Genomic DNA, 19,842 nt, shown 5'->3' on the forward strand with positions numbered 1-19,842 from the left:
TTCACATGTCTAATCAGTATCTTGACCCGAATCTTAAGGTTTTCTCATTAAATTCTAATCTCGGATTAGCTGAAGAAATTGCAAGAGCGATCGGAGTCGAGCTTGGAAAATGTTCTGTGACCCGTTTCAGCGATGGTGAAATTCAAATTAATATTGAAGAAAGCATTCGGGGATGCGATGTATTTGTAATCCAGTCAACAAGTGGCCCGGTTAATGAACATTTAATGGAATTATTAATCATGATAGATGCGCTGAAACGTGCTTCTGCTAAAACGATTAATATTGTGATGCCTTATTACGGTTATGCCCGCCAGGATCGTAAAGCACGTGCTCGTGAACCGATTACAGCAAAGCTGGTAGCAAACCTGCTGGAAACGGCTGGAGCGACCCGTGTTATTACTTTGGATCTTCATGCTCCGCAAATTCAGGGCTTCTTTGATATTCTAATTGACCATTTAATGGGTGTGCCGATTTTAGCTGATTACTTTGCAGAAAAGAATTTGAGCGACATTGTGATCGTATCGCCTGACCATGGCGGTGTTACCCGCGCACGTAAAATGGCGGACCGTCTGAAGGCGCCTATTGCCATCATTGATAAACGCCGTCCACGTCCGAATGTGGCTGAGGTAATGAATATTGTAGGTAATATCGAAGGCAAAACAGCCATTTTAATCGACGATATTATTGATACGGCTGGCACAATTACATTAGCAGCTAATGCACTTGTGGAGAACGGAGCAGCTGAGGTGTTTGCATGCTGTACGCACCCAGTTCTATCAGGCCCTGCGATTGAACGTATCCAAAATTCAAAAATTAAAGAACTCGTAGTGACAAATACCATTGCTCTTCCAGAAGAAAAGAAAATTGGCAAGATCGTCGAACTTTCTGTTGCTCCATTAATTGGTGAAGCAATCATCCGTGTCCATGAAGAACAATCCGTAAGTACTTTGTTTGATTAATATAAACAGCACAAAACTCTGTCTTGAAAAAGGCAGAGTTTTTTTAAACTCTTAAATTACGTTTAAAGAAGGGACAATAAGGGCAATTTTTAAAGGAAGGATTACTCGATTTTGAAAAGGAAGGTGCAAGAATATGAGTAACGTATTGGAGGCAAAAGAACGCAAGGTTTCCCGGCACTCAGAGCTTCGAAAATTAAGAGATCAAGGAAATATTCCTGCAGTTGTATATGGGAATGCTACGGGCAGCAAGTCTATTTACGTAAGCAGCAATGAATTAATCAAAACGATTAAAGAAGTAGGCCGAAATGGAATCATTTCACTTAATTTAGAAGGCAATCCGCAAAATGTGATGCTTACAGAGTATCAGGCAGATCCATTAAAAAGTGAAATTTATCATGTCGATTTTTTGGCTGTAAATATGGATACCGAAATCCATGCCCAGGTGCGTTTAGCGCTTGCTGGTGATTCAAAGGGTGTGAAGGACGGAGGAGTTTTGCAGCAATCCCTTCATGAAGTGGCCGTTACAGCGAAGCCTGGAGATCTGCCGGATGCCCTGCAAGTAGATGTCACTGAAATGCAGGTAGGCGATGTCATTACGGTGGGAGATATTAAAGGCAACTATAATATCACTATCAACCACGAAGATGAGGAGGTCATTGCTTCCGTACTGGCTCCAAGACAGGAAGAGGAAATCAGTACAGGAGAACAGCAATCTGAAGGACTTCCCGATAATCTTGAGGGCCGAGAAACGCAGCCAGAGTAATATTCAGCCATATGATAGTACAACCAAGACTAATATCTAGCTTCAGCACCCAGCAACTTTTTCAACGCAGGAAGTAAAGCCCCAACGTAAAGATGTGCTAGTGCTGACGACGCCAAAGGACGAAGGTTGTAACACGAATTTATGTTACCATACTGGCGAACTTAACTGTTCTTCCTCTTCAGAATTGTGCTGGTGTTGGCGTTTGGCACAGTACGGAGGTTGTAAAGGCTTATGTTACAACCGTGCCAGACCGTAGTCGTCGTCGTTCCTTTTGTCAGCGCGCTTCCGCTTTTCGGTGTCGAAAAGAGTCAAAACTGCTTAGGCCAGATTAATGAAAAATAATGGTATAATAGGCGTAACCAAAAATGGTTACGTCTTTTGAAATGATAAGAAATAGAAGGATTTTGGCGGTGTGTATGAATGAAAATTTTTATCGGACTCGGAAATCCGGGTAAGCAATACGAAAAAACTAGGCATAATATAGGATTTGAAGCAATTGATTTCTTAGCTGACAAGTGGAATATACCGCTGGATCAGGCAAAGCACAAAGGTATTTATGGAACCGGTGTGATAAAGGGCGAGAAAGTTCTTCTTCTTAAACCACTTACATATATGAATTTATCAGGAGAATCTATAGCAGCAGTGCTGAACTTCTATAAAGCGGATGTTTCTGATATTGTTATTCTGTATGATGACTTGGATCTCCCGGTGGGAAAAATCCGGCTTCGGCAAAAAGGCAGTGCAGGCGGCCATAATGGTATTAAATCTACGATTGCCCATGTTGGAACCCAGGAATTTAATCGTATTAGAATAGGGATTGGCCGTCCAGTAGGCCGAATTCCTGTAGTAGACTATGTGCTGGGTCGATTTAGCCAGGAGGATTGGACTGACTTAATCAAAGTTATTGAAAAAATCGCCGCAGCCTGCGAAGATTGGATAGAAAAGCCTTTCTTAAAGGTGATGAATGATTTTAATCAATAACAGATTTTCATGTTTAATTCATGCTAAAACCTCAAAAGTGAATAAGACCCCCCTTTAGTGGCACATACTGTAACTAGTATGACATATAGGGGGTTATGTAATGGCTCTCCATTACTTTTGCAGGCATTGCGGTACAAAACTTGGCTCAATTGAAAGTAATGCATTGGATGCCAATCATTTAGGTTTTTCCCGCCTGAATGAGGAAGAGCGGCAGGATATGATTGTTTATGAGTCAACAGGAGATATTCGAGTGAAAGCGATTTGTGAGGATTGTCATGAATCCTTCCATCGGAATCCAGATTTGCATCAAAATGATTATATTATTCATTAGGTAAAAGAGCTTTGGACTTAATCCAAAGCATTTTTCCGTTTATAATTTTTTCCTCTATTTTAATTATGATAGACTGGAAGCTTTTAAAGAACATAATTCCCGCTTGTTTCCTTAAGGAAAGCGGCTTACTAATAATTATAAATAGATAAATCCAAGCAGAAAGAAAGGAGGCATCTGTATGAACGGATTGCAACATTTGTTTTCAGCTCACGATGATGTCCAGTCTTTAATCAGCGGAATTAATGAAGGACTCCGGGAACAGCTTGTAGCTGGTCTTTCTGGTTCTTCCAGAGCAATGCTGATTTCTTCCGTTTATGAAGAAACCAGCCGTTCGATTTTGGTGGTTACCCATAATCTCCTGCAGGCTCAAAAGCTATATGATGACCTAATGAGTTTTATCCCTGAAGATCAATTATACCTTTATCCAGCCAATGAATTGATTGCCGCGGAATTAAGTGTTGCCAGCCCAGAGCTGAGGGCTCAGCGGGTAGAGGCATTGAATTTTTTGTCGCAAAATAAAAAAGGTATTACCATCGTTCCGATGTCAGGTTTAAGAAAGCAGCTGCCTCCAAAAGACCTTTGGAAAAAATTTCAGCTGAAGTTTGTTAAGGGAGAAGACATTCAATTGGATGGCTTGCTGGAATTGCTGATCTCGATGGGCTATTCAAGGTCCGATATGGTATCTTCTCCAGGCGAGTTCAGCAGTCGCGGCGGAATATTGGATATTTATCCGCTAACGGAGGCCAATCCTGTCCGGATTGAGCTTTTTGATACAGAGGTAGAATCGATCCGAAGCTTCTCTATAGACGACCAGAGATCGATGGAGAAATTATCTTCCGTTTCTATCGGACCTTCTCATGAAGCTTTATTCGAGCAACAGCATATTGAGAGGCTGATCACCCGCCTGGAAGAAGGTTTAGCTAAAAGTTTAAAAAAATTAAAAAGCGATAAAGCAAAAGAACAGATGGTACAGAACATAGGTTTTGAGCTTGAACAGCTGAAAAATGGCAGCAAGCCAGACCAAATTTTAAAGTACATTAGCCTTGCTTATGAAAAACCGGCTAGTTTAATAGATTATCTTCCGACAGGCGGCATTGTAATTCTCGATGAAATTAGCAGGATTCAGGAGATAAATGAAGCGCTTGAGAAAGAAGAAGCTGAATGGTACACTGGGCTGCTGGCCGAGGGAACTATCATACATGATGTCCAGCTCTCCCATCCTCTCCCGAAGCTTATTCAGGGTTCAAGCCATCCTTTCGTCTACCTTTCTTTATTCCTGAGGCATGTTCCTCATACTAGTCCGCAAAACATCCTGAATTTCACATGCAAGCAGATGCAGAATTTCCATGGACAGATGCATGTATTTAAATCAGAGGCAGAACGTTGGAAGAAAGGTAAGTATACTGTCTTGCTTCTTGGTTCTGATCAAGAACGAATCAGCAAGCTACATAGTGTTCTTGAGGATTATGGGGTAGAAGCGGCAGAACTTAAGAGAGATAGCAATATACTTACAGAGAAGATACAGGTCCTTGAAGGCAGCCTCCATACAGGCTTCGAGCTTCCAATGCAAAAGCTGGCTGTGATAACTGAGCAGGAGCTTTTTAATAAAAGGACAAAGAAAACAGCCAGAAGGCAGAAGCTTACTAATGCCGAACGGATAAAAAGCTATTCCGAATTAAACGTAGGCGACTATGTTGTTCATGTTAACCATGGAATCGGAAAATATTTGGGTATTGAAACTCTCAATATCAATGGAATCCATAAGGATTATCTCAATATCCGCTATCAGGGGAGCGACAAGCTGTATGTGCCTGTCGATCAGATTGATCTTGTCCAGAAATACGTTGCTTCTGAAGGGAAAGAGCCCAAGCTTTATAAGCTTGGCGGAAATGACTGGAAACGGGTTAAGAGCAAAGTTCATTCCTCTGTCCAGAACATTGCAGATGACTTGATTAAGCTTTATGCAGAACGAGAAGCGGCGAAGGGATATGCCTTTTCTCTAGATGGTGATATGCAAAGAGAGTTTGAAACTTCATTTCCTTATCAGGAAACAGAGGATCAAACCCGGTCCATTCATGAAATTAAAAAGGATATGGAACGGGAACGGCCAATGGATCGTCTGCTTTGCGGCGATGTTGGCTATGGGAAAACGGAGGTTGCCATTCGCGCGGCATTTAAAGCGATTATGGATGGGAAACAGGTGGCTTTTTTGGTTCCTACGACCATCCTTGCCCAGCAGCATTATGAAACAATGCGGGAAAGATTTCAGGATTATCCGATTAATATCGGGCTAATGAGCCGGTTCCGTTCCAAAAAGCAGCAAACAGAAACTGCCAAGGGACTTAAGGCTGGGACCGTTGATATTGTAGTTGGTACTCATAGGCTGTTATCAAAAGATATTATTTATCATGACCTCGGTTTACTGATTGTCGATGAAGAACAGCGGTTCGGTGTAACACATAAAGAAAAAATTAAACAGCTGAAAACAAATGTTGATGTGCTGACCTTGACTGCCACCCCTATCCCGCGGACACTTCATATGTCGATGCTGGGTGTAAGGGACTTGTCTGTAATAGAAACACCTCCAGAAAACAGGTTCCCTGTTCAAACATATGTTATGGAATACAATGGAGGGCTTGTCAGAGAAGCGATTGAAAGAGAATTGGCGCGGGATGGACAGGTTTATTTCCTATATAACAGGGTAGAAGATATATCAAGAAAAGCAGAAGAAATTTCCATGTTGGTTCCCGACGCACGTGTTACCTTCGCTCATGGGCAAATGTCCGAGCAGGAGCTTGAATCGGTCATGCTGGAATTTCTCGAAGGCGAGTCAGACGTGTTAGTCAGTACAACCATCATTGAAACCGGCGTTGATATCCCGAATGTGAATACATTAATCGTGCATGATGCCGATAGGATGGGATTATCCCAGCTTTATCAGCTTCGGGGACGGGTCGGGCGGTCAAACCGCGTGGCATATGCCTATTTTACCTACCGAAAGGATAAGGTCCTGACTGAGGTAGCTGAGAAAAGGCTGCAGGCAATTAAAGAATTCACCGAACTGGGTTCAGGCTTTAAAATTGCCATGCGTGATTTATCCATTCGCGGTGCCGGTAATCTTCTTGGAGCAGAACAGCACGGATTCATTGATTCTGTCGGCTTTGATCTATATTCCCAAATGCTAAAAGAGGCAATTGAACAGCGTAAAGGGGACTTAGCTGAAGAAAAGCCGGCACAGCTCGAAATTGACCTGGAAATTGATGCTTATATCCCGGATGCCTATATATCCGATGGAAACCAGAAAATTGAGATGTATAAACGGTTTCGAGGGATTACGTCAATTAAGGAGTATGAAGAGCTGGAGGAGGAAATGCTTGATCGTTTCGGTGAATATCCAGAGGAGGTCGGTTATCTTTTGCAGATTGCTGAAATGAAGGTATACGCTTTAGAAGCTGGCGTTGAAAGCATTAAGCAATCAAAAGATGACATATCCATTTTCATCTCAGATAAAGCAAGCGGTGAAATAGATGGCCAGAAAATATTCCAATTGGGGTCGCAATATGGCCGAATGATAGGTTTGGGTATGGATGGAAACAGGATGAAGATAGTGCTGCATACCCGCGGCACTGCTCCAGACAAGTGGCTGAATACACTTTATGAAATTATTAAAGGGCTTAAGGACGTAAAAAAAACGAACCAGCCTGCCGGAAAGTAATGACGCACCATAAGGAGTATATAAAGAAAAATTCTTTCAATGTGTATAGAACTTTCCATATGAAAAATACTAAGTTCAACAATGGTGATGATTTCAAAAACAGGTAATCACATCACTTAAAAAAACCATTAGAGGAAAGCGAGGCAACACAAGATGAAAGCAACTGGTATCGTACGTCGTATTGACGATTTAGGCCGAGTGGTTATTCCTAAGGAAATCCGCAGAACACTTCGAATCCGCGAGGGAGACCCACTTGAGATTTTTGTTGATAGAGATGGAGAAGTTATTCTAAAAAAGTATTCACCTATTAGTGAATTAAGCGATTTTGCAAAAGAATATGCAGAAGCATTATACGATAGCTTAGGAAACCCTATATTGATCTGTGACCGCGATACTTATATCGCACTTGCGGGAATTTCCAAAAAAGATTATTTAAATAAAGCTGTAAGTGAATTGATTGAAAAAACGATGGAAGAACGTTCGTCTGTCCTTGAAAACTCAAAAGGAAGCATTGCGCTAGTTGATGGATTAGAAGAAGATGTCCAGTCCTATACGGTAGGGCCTATTGTAGCAAACGGTGACCCAATAGGTGCAGTCATTATTTTTTCAAAGGATGGTTCCCTCGGAGAAGTAGAACGGAAAGCTGTAGAAACAGCTGCAGGCTTCCTTGCAAGACAAATGGAATCGTAAGGATAGTGGAGGAAAGGGTAGCTGCCGCTGCCTTTTTTCTTTTTTTTTAGGATCATGAAGAATCACTTTTCATATATGTCCTTCCACATTCTCAGGGACCCGCTTCCTTATGTTATAATACAACCACATAAACTGTGGAAGGGGAAAAACAATGGCCCAGAGGCTGGATTTATCTAAAAAGCTGTTTCGCGGAGCCGTTATTTTGACTGTAGCTGCACTGGTAACTAAAATATTAAGCGCAGCTTATAGAATACCGTTTCAAAACATAGCCGGGGATATCGGATTTTACATATATCAGCAAGTGTATCCTTTTTATGGGATTGCCCTTATTTTTTCAACCTATGGCTTTCCTGCTGTTATTTCGAAGCTTGTCGCCGAGCAGCGGCAGGAGGACAATCAGTTCATCCAAACCATTTTGATTCCCGCCTTTCTGATAATCGGAGGGATCGGCAGCGCACTTTGTTCGTTGTTCTATTGGGGTGCAGACTGGATTGCGTCTGCTATGAAGGATCCGGAACTGGCAGGGCCAATAAAGCTTATTTCCTTTTCATTCTTGCTAATGCCTGTCATCTCGGTATTAAGAGGGTATTACCAGGGGAAAAGTGATATGTTCCCTACAGCGGTATCTCAAGTGGCAGAGCAGCTCATACGGGTGTGCGGAATTCTGATTTTTTCTTTACTCTTACTTTGGCAGGGAAAGTCGTTATATGAAATTGGTTTTGGCGCATATTTAGGCTCGTTATTAGGAGGCCTTGCATGCGTTACGGTTCTTCTCCTTTTTATGTGGAAAAGAAAGGACTTGAATCTTTTTCAAAAAAAGTTCCTGTTTCAGCAGCGAATAAAATGGAAGAGCTTAAGCAAGATTCTCCTATTTCAAGGGCTGGCATTTTGTATGACCAGCCTGATTCTTGTCCTGATCCAGCTTGTGGACTCATGGCATTTGTACTCCCTGCTGCTTGATTCTGGTATGGAACAAGATAGCGCTAAGGCGCTAAAAGGCGTTTATGACAGGGGACAGCCGCTCCTGCAGCTGGGTACGGTAGTGGCGAGTTCCTTATCACTTACACTGATCCCTTTAATATCGGGTTATTTAAAAAAAGGAAAGTTCGAAGAGATTGAGGAGAAAATAAGGCTTTCATTCCGAATTAGTATAACAGTTGGTTTAGGGGCGGCCATAGGATTGCTGCTGCTTATAGAATCAGCAAATTATATGCTCTTTGAAGATAGTAAAGGGTCGGGGACACTTGGTGTGCTGTCTTTATCCATTTTCTTTACATCCTTGGTCACGACAAGTTCCTCCATATTACAGAGCATGGGCCATTATCGATCAACGGTAATTGTACTGATGCTGGGCATACTGTCTAAGTGGGTTTTAAATCTGTTGTTCGTCCCTCTTTATAGCATCACTGGGGCAGCCTTGGCAAGTGTTATATCATTTATATTCATGTCCGTCCTTTTGCATGTAAGGCTAAAAAAATATTTACGCAGGACATTGCTTGGTATGCCCCATTTCAGGTGGTTGGCAAGAGGGATTCTTGCAATGGCTATTGTCCTTGTAATCCATGGCCAAGTGTTTCAGCTCTTCCCGATAGAAGGAAGGCTGTTTGCGTCCCTGCAGGCTTTAACTGGTGTCTTAATTGGCGGGACTATATATCTTGTGCTAATCATCCGCTCAGGGATGTTTTCATTTAATGAACTGGTGCTGCTGCCTTTTGGAAGCAAGCTTGCATTATTGCTGCGTCAAAAACATGAAAGGGAGTTAAGTGAATTTGATGAATGAAATTAAAATATTGGGATTAGGGGCGGGCGAGCTGGAGCAGCTTCCTTTGGGAGTTTACCGGAAAATAGTCGCTGCCGGTGAATGCTATACAAGGACACTCGAACATCCGGTCATAGCCGAGCTTGCAATGGATGGCGTCTTGTTTAATAGCTTTGACCATATATATGAGAAGCACGAGCAATTTGAGGAAGTTTATGAAGAAATAGCAGAAACATTGCTCGATCATGCGGCGAAAGGCTCTATTATGTATACGGTGCCAGGCCATCCGATGGTGGCGGAAAAAACAGTTCAGCTCCTGTTTGAAAAAGCAGTTAAAAGGGGTATACAAGTTACGGTTGAGGGCGGTCAGAGCTTTCTTGATCCTTTGTTCCAGGCAACAGGGGCGGACCCGATTGAAGGTTTCCAGCTCCTGGATGGAACGGCCCTTAAAAGGGATGAAATAATCATAACCCAGCATATGATTATCGGACAGGTTTATGATGCATTTGTAGCTTCAGAGGTTAAGCTAACCCTTATGGAAAAGCTTCCGGATGATTATGAGGTTTTAATTGTGACAGCTGCAGGGACCAGTATGGAAAAGGTAATTAAGGTACCTCTTTTTGAATTGGACCGGCAGATGGAACTTAGCAATTTAACAAGTGTTTATGTTCCTCCCGTAAAAGAAGACGAACATCTTTACCGTGAGTTCTCCAGACTGAGAGAAATTATTGCTGTCTTGAGAGGTCCAAATGGTTGTCCCTGGGATAAAAAACAAACTCATGAAAGTTTGAAAAAATATTTAATCGAGGAAACCTATGAAGTTATAGATGCTATTGATAGCGGCGATGATGACGGACTAGTCGGGGAATTGGGAGATGTACTCTTACAAGTGATGCTTCATTCCCAGATTGGTGAAGATGAAGGCTTGTTTACTGTAGATGATGTCATTCGCAGCATATCTGAAAAAATGGTTCGCCGCCATCCTCATGTATTTGGCAATGCCGTTGCCGAAACAGCTGAGGATGTAACGGCAAATTGGGAGAAAATTAAGGCCCGCGAAAAAAAACAGGATGCCGGCCTTCCCTCATCCTTCCTTGCGGGTATTAGCGCTTCTCTGCCACAGCTGATTCAATCTTACGAATACCAAAAGGCAGCTGCCAAAGTAGGGTTTGATTGGGATGAAGCGGTTGAGGCATGGGAAAAAGTGAAGGAAGAAATAAACGAAGTTGAAGTGGAGCTTTTTAATCAAGAAGTGGATCAGGATAAGCTTAAAAGTGAACTCGGTGACCTGTTTTTTGCCATCGTGAATGTTTCGCGTTTTTATAGCATTCAGCCAGAAGAAGCTGTACATAGTGCAAACCGGAAGTTTCAGCAGCGGTTCTCTTATATAGAGGAGTGTGTCCGAAAATCAGGAAAAAGCTTTGCCGATTTTTCACTCGAAGAACTTGACCAATTTTGGAATGAAGCAAAAGCTAAAGGACTATAAGGGGGAAAAAGCATGACAATGAGATTAGATAAATTTTTAAAAATATCCAGGCTGATCAAACGGCGTACATTGGCAAAAGAAGTGGCGGATAAAGGAAGGATTTCCATAAATGGAATTCCAGCTAAAGCAAGTTCCAATGTAAAGGTTGGGGACGAACTTACCGTTAATTTTGGCCAGAAGCGGGTCACAGTGAAGATAGAAAAAATCCAGGAGTCCACTAAAAAAGAGGATGCAGCGGATATGTACTCAGTGGTAAAAGAAGAAAAGATTTCTGAAGCAGAATAGTGCTGCCCAATGAAAGAATACTAACGGACTCAGGTAAAACTCAGCTGTTCTAATTTTCACCCGCCCCTCATAGACTTGTACAAAACAACGTACTGTGGGGGATAAAAAAATGAGTCAGTTATTTGACAATGAACCAAAAGGGTCCGTTCCAGATCACGATGTGATGATGAGAGGCCGCCGTCTTTTAGATATAACAGGAGTAAAGCAAGTTGAAAGTTTTGATAATGAAGAATTTCTTCTTGAAACAACAATGGGGTTTCTTTCAATTAAGGGGCAAAATCTTCAAATGAAAAATCTTGATGTAGATAAAGGGATTGTCTCCATTAAAGGAAAGGTTTATGATCTAATTTATTTGGATGAACATTCTGGGGAGAAAGCTAAAGGGTTCTTTGGCAAGCTGTTCAAATGACGCTCACTACTCAATTTTACACCTTGCTTGCAATGATCGGGATGGGCAGCTGCTTCGGTGCTGCCCTGGATACGTATAACCGTTTTTTAAAACGGTCAAGACGGAATAGCCTGATTGTATTTGTAAACGATTTGCTTTTTTGGATCGTCCAAGCCCTGCTCATTTTTTATGTTTTATTTCTTGTAAATGAAGGAGAACTTCGTTTTTATTTATTTCTGGCTTTACTTTGCGGTTTTTCTGCATATCAAGCGTTATTCAAAAATATTTATCTGAAATACCTCGAAGCAGGCATCCGATCGATTATATGGGCAGTAACCATGTTTGCCAGAATGCTTAAAATGCTAATTTTCCAGCCGATAAGATGGCTGGCAACAATGGTAATTTTTTTACTTTTAAGTGTTGGAAAGGGTCTTTATGCCCTTGTCAAATATACTATAAAAGTCGTATTATCTATAGTAACATTTGGATTAAAACCCTTCTTTTGGCTTATAAACAGGTTTTGGGAGATCTTGCCGAAGCCTGTTACAAAAAGAGTCGAGAAGATATATAATAAATGTGCAGGATATTTAAACCAAGTGAAGGAATACATTATTAAGTGGAAAACGAAACGGAGCAATAAATCCGAGTGAGGAGTGAGTAAAATTGGGAAGCCTGAGGAAAAGAAAAGTGGCAACTATTCAATCACCTTATATCAAACAGCATGAAGAAAAGATTCAAACAGGTGAGAAGAAACGCCGCGGTTTAATACGAAGGCTTACTCTTTATGCCGTTTGCGCTGTTGTGCTTTCTGTTATGGCAGCGTCAGCGCTAATCTCTCAAGCCGCCGTTTTGGAAGAAAAGACTGCGGAAAAGAAACTTCTTCAAAAGAAGCTGGCTAAGCTGGAGCATAAGGAAGTTCTCCTTGAAGAGGAAATCGTCAAACTAAACGACGATGAATATATTGCTAAAATCGCCCGCAAAGATTACTTCTTGTCAAATAAAGGTGAAATTATTTTTAATTTACCAAAAAAGGAGGAAGACAGTGACTGATATTGACACTGTTTTTTTCTATTCGTTATAATATAGAGTAGGTTTATTTTTTTAACATTTTAAGGAGGAACATTTTTTTTATGTCAATCGAAGTAGGCAGCAAGTTACAAGGTAAGGTAACAGGCATAACTAATTTTGGTGCGTTTGTAGAGTTGCCGGAAGGTTCAACAGGACTTGTCCATATAAGTGAAGTGGCTGATAACTATGTAAAAGATATCAACGATCATCTTAAAGTCGGCGACGCAGTAGAGGTAAAAGTTATCAATGTTGAAAAGGACGGAAAAATCGGCCTTTCCATCAAAAAAGCTAAGGACAGACCTGAAGGACAATCTTCTTATACACCGCGCCCACGCCAAGGCCAAGGAAGAGGGAATGACAACCGTTCAAAAGATTTTCGTTCAAAAGGCAATTTTGCGCCAAAGGAAAATTTTGATCAAAAATTGTCCCGTTTCTTAAAAGATAGCGAAGAGCGCTTATCGACATTAAAGAGAAGCACCGAAACCAAACGAGGCGGACGTGGAGGAAGACGCGGATAACTTGCTGCTGAACTGCATGAAATAATCTGCTTTCCGTTAAGTATATAAATTGGCAATCTGGCTTAGTAAAAGCCCAGGTAAGCCGCTATGATATAAAAGCCTTGTCAAAGCGTGAGCAGACAGGGCTTTTTCTTATGGAAAAAAGCCATTTCCGCCATAATAATAGGCTAAGGCTGCTTTTCGAGTAAGGATAAAAAGCTGGCCGGCAGAAAAAAACCCTGATAGTGGTTACTTAATCTAGTAACAATTATCAGGGAGGTGCTTGAAATTAGAGAGTATAACTTTTTTAGGAATGTACAGAGGTCTAGCTTCAGCGCCCAGCCCCGACGCACAGACAAGGAATGGTACGGCAGCTACCCATCGCACGAAACAAAGCGGCAGCTTTATGAGGATATGCTGGAGTCGACGTTCCTTTTATCAGGGCGCTTGCGCTTTTCTTTGATAGCGGCGGAGGGAGTCGAACCCACGACCTCACGGGTATGAACCGTACGCTCTAGCCAGCTGAGCTACGCCGCCAAAAATTATATTTTAAGGACAATTTTTATCTTACATAGAGTAATGAAGGATGTCAATGGGGGAAGATCTTTGCGGAAAATGTAGCTTTATTTACTTTCCTACTTAAATCATAATTAAATTCTGATGAAAACAATCATGAGTTTATACTTTCAGCCCATGCATGAAAATAAAAAATATGCAGTTAACAGATGTTGACCAAACGATACATGTCCTAAGTGATTTTACATATATTTCAAGTAGTTTTTCTTATTCCAAACAATCAGTGCAGCTCCGCACCTTTGGTCATAGAAAAATCGGGTCCGATCAATTTAGCAGTTCCATTTTTAGTGCTGATGTATATGCAGTTTCATAGTTTATAGAATATAAAAATTCTGCTTTCATTAGCTAAAAAAAGATAATTTATGCCGATTTCTTTGTAGGAATTCAAAAAATCAGGTTTATTAATTGTGTTTGTATATGAAATTTTGTTTGGATTTGATTAATGAGGTAGAAACAAGTCGAATGATTCTTGATATCTGTCACATAATTCTGACAAAAAAATTTCCCTGTCCACTTTATAATAAAAAGCAACAAATGGGTATGGGGAGTGATTCGATATGGAAAAGGCTGAACGGAATCTGATAGAGCCTCTTACAGAAGTTCGTCTAAACGATGCAAAGCTGGACGCAACCAAGTGGATTTCTAACATACAAATGAAAATGGAAGATATTTTTTGGAAGCGCGGGCTAGTTTTGGCCATAGTGGGGTTTTTATTAGGACGAGCCCTTATTCTTTCGCAGCTTGCTCCTTTTGGATTGCCATTCTTTGCAGCTGTTTATTTTATACGGAGGGATCGTTCACCTATAGTTTTAATTGGACTGGTGGCAGGAGGATTAACCGTTCAAATCTCCAATGGGATTATTTTGTTTGCAGCCTGTTTTTTGCTTATGCTGATGCACAAAATAAAAAGCCCAGGCAGAGAAGACCGATTTAAAACGATGTCACTCTATGTATTTGCGGCTCTCTGGGTTGTAAACATGGCCGAGCATTATATCCTTAATAGGGATCTTCAATTATATGACGGCATGATGATGACAGTGGAAGCTGGACTCGCAATGATTTTAACATTGATATTCATCCAGTGTATCCCGCTTCTGGCAGTAAGAAAAAAATCCCAATCATTAAAAACTGAAGAGGTTGTCAGTATCATTATCCTGCTCGCATCGGTTCTGACAGGAACCATCGGCTGGACGGTATATGATCTGTCGATAGAGCATGTTCTATCCCGTTATCTGGTTATGGTATTTGCCATGGCAGGAGGAGCAGCCATCGGTTCAACGGTAGGGGTAGTGACTGGGCTTATCTTCAGCCTGGCCAGTATTGCAAGTCTCTACCAGATGAGCCTGCTTGCTTTCTCGGGCCTTTTGGGAGGACTGCTCAAGGACGGCCGGAAAATCGGAGTCGCATTTGGTCTGCTTATCGCTACGCTATTGATCGGACTTTACGGTGAAGGCAACAACAATATTATGATTACCTTCTATGAATCCCTTGCTTCCGTTGCCCTTTTCATGCTTACCCCTGCTGCCCTTATAGAAAAAGTGGCCAAACATATCCCAGGTACGGTCGAATATTCCAGCGAGCAGCAACTTTATATGAGGAAGGTACGGGATGTTACCGCGCAAAGAGTGGCTCAATTTTCAAATGTATTTGAAGCGCTTTCAAACAGCTTCTCACAAATAAATGATAACGGAAGATATGAAGATGAGGAAAAGGAGATAGATTATTTCCTGAGCAATGTCACTGAAAAGACTTGTCAGCTGTGTTTTAAAAAAGAGCAATGCTGGTCGAAAAACTTTAGTACAACCTATGAAGATATGAAAGAAATTATGCATGAATTAAATGAAAATAACGGCCAGGTTTCCCGGAGGACGATGGCGGAGTTTAATAAGTATTGCACCCGCGGCCAAAAAGTAGTAGATGCGATCTCTCAGGAGCTCACATTTTATCAGGCAAACCAAAAGCTAAAACAGCAGGTTAAAGAAAGCCGTAAGCTGGTGGCAGACCAGCTAAAGGGTGTTTCAGCAGTAATGGATGATTTTGCAAAAGAAATTCAGCGGGAACGCCAAAACCACCATCAACAAGAGGAACAGATCTTGGAATCGATTCAGGAGTTTGGCATAGACGTCAGCCACATTGAAATCTACAGCCTTGAACAAGGTAGCGTAGATATAGAAATGAGTACTCCAAACTGTCATGGAAGAGGGGAGAGTGAAAAACTGATTGCCCCGATGCTCTCTGATATCCTGTCTGAAAATATTATTGTTCATTCAGAGGAATGTGCCGATTATCCTGGAGGACAATGCCATGTAATATTCCGTTCGGCAAAAAAATATACCGTTGAAACAGGGGTGGCGCATGCGGCCAAAGGCGGCGGACTAGTGTCAGGGGATAGCTTTACTACCATGGAAATTGGCTGTGGAAAATATGCGGTTGCCATTAGCGACGGAATGGGAAATGGGGAACGGGCTCACTTCGAAAGCACAGAAACCTTGCAGCTGCTTCAAAAGTTTCTCATGTCAGGAATTGAAGAGAAAATAGCGATTAAGTCTGTGAATTCTGTTTTATCACTTAGAACAACAGACGAAATATTTTCAACATTGGATTTGGCGATGATCGATTTGCAGGATGCGAAGGCGAAATTCCTAAAAATCTGTTCGATCCCTAGCTTTATTAAACGGGGCGAGAAAATCATGAAAGTCGAGTCAAGCAACCTTCCGATGGGAATAATTCAAGAATTTGATGTTGACGTAGTATCTGAACAGTTAAAGGCAGGCGATCTGCTAGTCATGATGAGTGATGGAATTTTTGAGGCCCCTAAGCACGTCGAGAATTTCGAGTTTTGGATGAAGCGGAAATTAAGAGAAATTAAGACCGATGATCCGCAGGAGGTCGCAGATTTAATCCTGGAAGAGGTTATTAGGACAAGAGGAGATATAGATGACGATATGACAATCGTAACGGCTAAGATTTCACACAATACACCAAAATGGGCAACAATCCCAGTGCGTACTTTTAAGAAAAAAGCTCAGTGATAACTATTTTCCCTGTAAGCCGGACAGGAGAAAAAGGCTAATTTTAAGTATAAAATCCCCCTTCTTCGGCGAAGATGGTAGCAGAAATTAATGGAAGGGGAATTGGGATGAGGCCAGGTACTTTACGGCAAATTCTGCTTATTACAGACGGCTGCTCCAATCAGGGACAAGATCCTGCAGCAATGGCTGCACTAGCCAGGGAGCAAGGAATAACAGTAAATGTTATTGGAGTTATGGAGGAAGATGTAATTGATGATCAGGGGCTAAAGGAAATTGAAGCAATTGCATTGTCTGGAGGCGGTGTAAGCCAGGTAGTCTATTCGACACAGCTTTCTCAGACTGTACAAATGGTCACAAGAAAAGCAATGACCCAAACGATTCAGGGTGTTGTTAATAAGGAGCTGCAGCAGATCTTAGGAAGCTCTAAATCTATGGAAGACCTTCCGCCGGATAAACGCGGTGAAGTAATGGAGGTAGTCGATGATCTAGGAGAGACAATTAAATTAGAGGTTCTGGTCCTTGTTGATACTAGTGCTAGTATGAAGCATAAGCTCCCGACTGTGAAAGATTCACTACTTGATTTGTCGCTGAGTTTGAATGCAAGAATGGGTGATAACCATTTTTCCGTTTTTGTATTTCCCGGGAAAAAGAATGATGTCGAAAAATTGCTGGATTGGACCCCAAAGCTTGAGTCCTTAACAAAGATCTTCCCTAAATTGACTACGGGAGGCATTACTCCAACGGGCCCAGCAATTCAGGAGGCATTATCCTACTTCAATAAAAAACGCTCACTAAGGGGCTTGTTGTCGAATGATGAACAATACTTTGAGGAATCAATGTAACGTCCCTCCAGGAAGTGTGATAACGGGAAAGTGGAACGGAAACCGTTATCGGATTATAAAAGAATTGGGATTCGGGGCGACCGGAATTGTCTATCTGGCAGAATTGAATGGCCAATATGCTGCCCTTAAGCTAAGCAATAATGGATTGTCAATTACCTCTGAGATGAATATCCTAAAAGCCTTTTCCAAGGTCCAGGGGTCTGCCCTCGGACCTTCTTTGCTGGAGGCAGATGACTGGGAAAAGCCAGGAATCATTCTTCCTTTTTATGTTATGGAGTATATCCAGGGCGATAGTTTTTTAGATTTTATAAAAGTAAAAGGGCCGGCGTGGACGGGTGTACTGATGCTTCAGCTGCTGACCAGTCTTGCGGACCTGCATGAGCAAGGCTGGGTGTTTGGGGACCTAAAGCCTGAGAATCTAATTGTCACTACACCATCTTATAAAGTGCGATGTATTGATGTCGGAGGCACGACAAAGCAAGGGAGGTCTATTAAGGAGTTTACGGAATTTTTCGACAGAGGCTATTGGGGGCTAGGTTCGAGAAAAGCAGACCCGAAATACGACCTGTTTGCTGCAGCTATGGTGATGGTCAATGCCTCTTACCCAAAGCGTTTCCAGAAAAAAGGAGACGAACAGAAGCAGATACTTGAAGCAGTGAATGCCAAGAAGGAATTGCGTCCTTTTAAGATGGTAATTGAAAAGGCGATCACAGGAAGATATGAGTCTGCCAATAACATGAGACAGGATATCATGGGAGTACTCAGCTTAAGAAGCGACAGGGCCGTTTCTTCGACAAGGCAGTCAGCGAAGGGTTATACTAGGCAAAACAGACAAACTATTAAAAATTCCCAGCCTCCAACCAGGTCCCATGCAAAGAAAAAAAGGAGCGGTTTTGCTGAAACATTTCTTCTGGTGATGATTGTTTCCTTGCTGTATGCCCTTTATTTGTACAGACAGGTTATGTAGGCAGAAAAAAAGATTGCGGCATGAAATGAACTTTTTTGAAACCTTTTGATTATTCAAACGTAACTAAGCTGGAAACAAAAGATTGAAAGCAAAAAGGAAGAATACAGATGTTAGAAATTAAGGTCAGGCAAAATATTGTAAAGCATGGTTTGTTTCCGAAAGGCTCCCGTGTGCTTGCAGGTGTCTCAGGAGGTCCTGATTCTCTTGCCCTCCTGCATTTCTTATGTTCCTTGCGTAAGGAAGTTAATCTGGAAATAGTGGTGGCTCATGTTGATCATATGTTCAGGGGCGATGAATCGTATGAAGATTATCTGTTTGTTAGAGACATCTGCGAAGAGTGGGACGTTATTTTTGAAGGAATAAGGATTAATGTTCAAGAATACATAGAACGAACAGGGGAAAGCTCGCAGATTGCGGCAAGAAACTTACGTTATGGCTTTTACCGGGAGATGATGGATAAGCATCAGCTCGGTTTGCTGGCGCTTGGACATCATGGAGATGATCAGATTGAGACCATTCTCATGAGGCTGACAAGAGGAGCTGGAGGAGCAGCCCGGGCTGGAATAGTACAACAAAGACCCTTTGGTCCTGGAAAGATTGTCAGGCCATTTCTTTCGGCCAGCAGACAAGAAATTGAAAATTATGTTGAAAGGCATCAATTAACCCCGAGACTGGATCCAAGCAATAAAAAAGATGTTTATATTCGAAATCGTTTCCGAAAAATGGTTTTACCTTTCCTAAAAAGGGAAAATCCAAAAGTACACGAACATTTCCAGCGGTTTAGCGAAGAGCTGATTGAGGATGAGGCGCTGTTAATGAATATGGCTGAAGCCAAAATGGCCGGAATTTGGCTCGAACAAGGCAAAGAACGTTCAACAATAAGCCTGCCAATTCTTCTGGCGATGCCTAAACCTTTACAAAGAAGGGCTATTCAACTAATATTAAAATATCTTTACAATATGAAACCTTCTTCGCTTTCAGCATTACATATCGAACAGCTTTTAGCTTTGTTTTTGAATCCTCATCCATCTGCCGAGCTGCATCTGCCGGAAGGGCTGATTGCGGAAAAATCGTACAATATTTGTACCTTTCAATATTCCAAAGTCGAATCTGATAACTATTCCTGCATTTTACCAATTCCAGGTGAAATTAATCTTCCGAATGGAAACAGCATAATCGTGCAATATATAGAAGAATTGCCGTCCATCAGCGGTAACGATACTTTTATAATAAGAGAAAGCGATATATCTCTTCCTCTGATTGCAAGGAACCGGAAAAATGGGGACAGGATGAAAATAAAGGGCATGGACGGGACAAAAAAGCTGAAGGATATCTTTATTAATGAAAAGATTCCATTGCCGGAGCGAGATGCCTGGCCAGTGGTAACCGACAGTAACGGAGAAGTTCTCTGGCTGCCGGGACTGAAAAAAACGGACGTGGAATTGTCCGATAAGGTTTCAGAACAGTTGTTAATATTTTTACAATATAAAAAAGCATAGATCT

Annotated in this window: 17 protein-coding genes and 1 tRNA gene; 17 read left to right on the forward strand and 1 reads right to left on the reverse strand. The window is 41.7% G+C overall.

Features of this window, described 5'->3' with window-relative positions; all coding sequences use genetic code 11:
- The first annotated feature begins 5 nt into the window (after window positions 1-5).
- From CVD28_RS24210 to CVD28_RS24275, 13 genes are all read left to right on the forward strand, one after another.
- Window positions 6-959, forward strand: a complete 954-nt coding sequence (locus tag CVD28_RS24210; RefSeq protein WP_101597277.1) for a ribose-phosphate diphosphokinase — start codon at window positions 6-8, stop codon at window positions 957-959.
- A 133-nt stretch (window positions 960-1,092) separates the two neighbouring features.
- Window positions 1,093-1,722, forward strand: a complete 630-nt coding sequence (locus tag CVD28_RS24215) for a 50S ribosomal protein L25/general stress protein Ctc (RefSeq protein ID WP_101597278.1) — start codon at window positions 1,093-1,095, stop codon at window positions 1,720-1,722.
- A gap of 420 nt (window positions 1,723-2,142) precedes the next feature.
- Complete coding sequence (gene pth / locus CVD28_RS24220) at window positions 2,143-2,703, forward strand: aminoacyl-tRNA hydrolase (protein WP_101597279.1); 561 nt, start codon at window positions 2,143-2,145, stop codon at window positions 2,701-2,703.
- 100 nt (window positions 2,704-2,803) lie between these two features.
- Window positions 2,804-3,034, forward strand: a complete 231-nt coding sequence (locus tag CVD28_RS24225; RefSeq protein ID WP_101597280.1) for an anti-sigma-F factor Fin family protein — start codon at window positions 2,804-2,806, stop codon at window positions 3,032-3,034.
- A 178-nt stretch (window positions 3,035-3,212) separates the two neighbouring features.
- Complete coding sequence (gene mfd, locus CVD28_RS24235; RefSeq protein ID WP_101597282.1) at window positions 3,213-6,749, forward strand: transcription-repair coupling factor; 3,537 nt, start codon at window positions 3,213-3,215, stop codon at window positions 6,747-6,749.
- A gap of 153 nt (window positions 6,750-6,902) precedes the next feature.
- Window positions 6,903-7,439 carry a stage V sporulation protein T gene (gene spoVT, locus CVD28_RS24240; RefSeq protein WP_101597283.1) on the forward strand — a complete coding sequence of 179 codons (537 nt, stop codon included), beginning with the start codon at window positions 6,903-6,905 and terminating at the stop codon, window positions 7,437-7,439.
- A gap of 151 nt (window positions 7,440-7,590) precedes the next feature.
- Window positions 7,591-9,219, forward strand: a complete 1,629-nt coding sequence (locus CVD28_RS24245; RefSeq protein WP_101597284.1) for a putative polysaccharide biosynthesis protein — start codon at window positions 7,591-7,593, stop codon at window positions 9,217-9,219.
- On the forward strand, window positions 9,212-10,684 hold the full coding sequence (mazG, locus tag CVD28_RS24250) for a nucleoside triphosphate pyrophosphohydrolase (RefSeq protein WP_101597307.1): 1,473 nt from the start codon (window positions 9,212-9,214) through the stop codon (window positions 10,682-10,684). Before CVD28_RS24245 ends, mazG begins: the two co-directional genes overlap by 8 nt.
- An 18-nt stretch (window positions 10,685-10,702) precedes the next feature.
- Window positions 10,703-10,969 carry an RNA-binding S4 domain-containing protein gene (locus tag CVD28_RS24255; RefSeq protein WP_101597308.1) on the forward strand — a complete coding sequence of 89 codons (267 nt, stop codon included), beginning with the start codon at window positions 10,703-10,705 and terminating at the stop codon, window positions 10,967-10,969.
- Window positions 10,970-11,078: 109 nt separating this feature from the next.
- Entirely contained in the window at window positions 11,079-11,378 is a 300-nt protein-coding gene (gene yabP, locus CVD28_RS24260; RefSeq protein ID WP_101597285.1) for a sporulation protein YabP, read from the forward strand.
- Window positions 11,375-12,007: a spore cortex biosynthesis protein YabQ gene (yabQ, locus tag CVD28_RS24265; RefSeq protein ID WP_101597286.1), complete on the forward strand. Its 633-nt coding sequence runs from the start codon at window positions 11,375-11,377 to the stop codon at window positions 12,005-12,007. The genes yabP and yabQ overlap by 4 nt, the downstream gene beginning before the upstream one ends.
- A gap of 13 nt (window positions 12,008-12,020) precedes the next feature.
- Entirely contained in the window at window positions 12,021-12,407 is a 387-nt protein-coding gene (locus CVD28_RS24270) for an FtsB family cell division protein (RefSeq protein WP_101597287.1), read from the forward strand.
- A gap of 80 nt (window positions 12,408-12,487) precedes the next feature.
- Window positions 12,488-12,943, forward strand: coding sequence for a S1 domain-containing RNA-binding protein (locus tag CVD28_RS24275; protein WP_101597288.1), 456 nt, complete (start codon window positions 12,488-12,490; stop codon window positions 12,941-12,943).
- Between the two features lie 442 nt (window positions 12,944-13,385).
- On the opposite strand, the gene CVD28_RS24280 is transcribed toward CVD28_RS24275, so the two are convergent.
- Window positions 13,386-13,459 (reverse strand) — tRNA-Met (locus tag CVD28_RS24280).
- A 596-nt stretch (window positions 13,460-14,055) separates the two neighbouring features.
- On the opposite strand from CVD28_RS24280, the gene spoIIE reads away from it, so the two are divergent.
- From spoIIE to tilS, 4 genes are all read left to right on the forward strand, one after another.
- The gene (spoIIE, locus tag CVD28_RS24285; protein ID WP_101597289.1) at window positions 14,056-16,530 is read left to right on the forward strand and encodes a stage II sporulation protein E; all 2,475 of its coding nucleotides are present in this window, start codon (window positions 14,056-14,058) and stop codon (window positions 16,528-16,530) included.
- A 74-nt stretch (window positions 16,531-16,604) separates the two neighbouring features.
- A complete protein-coding gene (locus CVD28_RS24290) occupies window positions 16,605-17,372 on the forward strand; it encodes a VWA domain-containing protein (protein ID WP_101597290.1) in 768 nt (255 codons plus the stop codon).
- Window positions 17,341-18,339 carry a protein kinase domain-containing protein gene (locus CVD28_RS24295; RefSeq protein WP_101597291.1) on the forward strand — a complete coding sequence of 333 codons (999 nt, stop codon included), beginning with the start codon at window positions 17,341-17,343 and terminating at the stop codon, window positions 18,337-18,339. Before CVD28_RS24290 ends, CVD28_RS24295 begins: the two co-directional genes overlap by 32 nt.
- Window positions 18,340-18,446: 107 nt before the next feature.
- Window positions 18,447-19,838: a tRNA lysidine(34) synthetase TilS gene (gene tilS, locus CVD28_RS24300; RefSeq protein ID WP_101597292.1), complete on the forward strand. Its 1,392-nt coding sequence runs from the start codon at window positions 18,447-18,449 to the stop codon at window positions 19,836-19,838.
- Window positions 19,839-19,842: the final 4 nt, after the last annotated feature.

Origin of the sequence: Bacillus sp. M6-12, assembly GCF_002860285.1 — a bacterium.
Taxonomy (GTDB): domain Bacteria; phylum Bacillota; class Bacilli; order Bacillales; family DSM-1321; genus Peribacillus.